Here is a 1,349-nt window from a genome sequence, read left to right as displayed (position 1 = left end):
GCCCGCTCGAGGTGGCGTACCGCATCGACGCGGCCCCCGTCCCACAACGGCGCGGCGGCGCCGCGTGCGATCAGTCTGCATTCGTCGGAGGTCTCCTCCACGACGAGCGCCCACCCGAGGCGCAGCGCCGCGGGCAACTCGTCGGCGAGCATCTGGTCCGCGCCGGCCCCCGCGCCCGCCACCGCGTCGATGAGTTCGAGCTCGCGGTGCGCGTCGAGGATCCCGCCGAACGGCCGCAGTGAATCCACCATGACGCCGTCGAGTTGCTCGGCGGCGGTGATCAGGGTGTCGGGGAAGGTCCCGTTGGGAACGTTCACGACGATGTCGTCCACGGCCACCCCGTCGAACCGGTCCACCACGTCGAGGCTGATGATGTCCGCGCCGGCGGTTCCCAGGGCGACCGCCAGGGAGCCTAGGCTGCCCGGTCGATCGGGGAGCAGGACGCGGAGCAGATAAGACATGGCGCCCATTGTGCCGCACTCTGACGGCCTGACTAGGCTGGGCCGGTACCGACACGCCACGCCGAAGGGACTACACACGTGACCTCGATCTCACGCGGGGACGTCGCGCATCTGGCCAGGCTTTCCCGCCTGGAACTGAGCGACTCCGAGCTGGATTCGTTCGCGAGACAGCTCACCGACATCCTCGACCACGTGCAGGCCGTGTCCGAGGTCGCAGCGGACGACGTCCCGGCGATGAGCCATCCCACCGCGATCTCCAACGTGTACCGCACCGACGTCGTCACCCCCGGTCTGACCCCTGACCAGGCGCTCGACCAGGCCCCGGCCGCGGATCAGCAGCGCTTCGAGGTCCCGCAGATCCTGGGGGAGGAGGCATGAGTTCGCTCACCACCGCCACCGCCGCGGAACTGGCCGGCCGGATCGCCGCGCGGGAGGTGTCCTCGGAGGAGGTCACCCGGGCACACCTCGACCGGATCTCGGAGGTCGACGGGGAGATCAACGCCTTCCTCCACGTGGGAGCAGGCGAGGCGCTCGAGGCCGCGCGCACCGTCGACGCCCGTCTCGCGGCCGGCGAGGAACTCGGCCCGCTGGCGGGGGTCCCGGTCGCCCTCAAGGACGTGTTCACCACCACCGACGCCCCCACGACGTGCGGGTCGAGGATGCTCGAGGGCTACCGCTCGCCGTACGACGCCACGGTCACCGCGAGGCTGCGGGAGGCGGGCATCCCGATCCTGGGCAAGACGAATATGGACGAGTTCGCCATGGGGTCCTCGACCGAGAACTCGGCGTACGGCCCGACCCGCAACCCGTGGGACCCCAGCCGCACCCCGGGCGGGTCCGGCGGTGGCTCCGCCGCTGCCCTGGCATCCCACCAGGCCCCGATCGCCA

General features: G+C 71.2%; 3 protein-coding genes. 2 read left to right on the top strand and 1 reads right to left on the bottom strand.

Annotated features, from left to right (window positions below; translation table 11 throughout):
* On the bottom strand, positions 1 to 461 hold a 461-nt coding region (locus G6027_RS16505), incomplete at its 3' end, for an amino acid-binding protein (RefSeq protein WP_182638096.1).
* Between the two features lie 78 nt (positions 462 to 539).
* Here G6027_RS16505 and gatC point away from each other — a divergent pair.
* Together gatC and G6027_RS19115 are read left to right on the top strand one after the other, a co-directional pair.
* Positions 540 to 839: an Asp-tRNA(Asn)/Glu-tRNA(Gln) amidotransferase subunit GatC gene (gatC, locus tag G6027_RS16500; protein ID WP_182615860.1), complete on the top strand. Its 300-nt coding sequence runs from the start codon at positions 540 to 542 to the stop codon at positions 837 to 839.
* Positions 836 to 1,349, top strand: a 514-nt coding sequence (locus G6027_RS19115) for an amidase (protein WP_241727212.1), incomplete at its 3' end; no start/stop codon positions are given. The genes gatC and G6027_RS19115, both read left to right, overlap by 4 nt.

Origin of the sequence: Dietzia sp. SLG310A2-38A2 (assembly GCF_014145095.1) — a bacterium.
GTDB lineage: Bacteria > Actinomycetota > Actinomycetes > Mycobacteriales > Mycobacteriaceae > Dietzia.
This window is presented reverse-complemented; position numbering and strand designations above follow the sequence as displayed.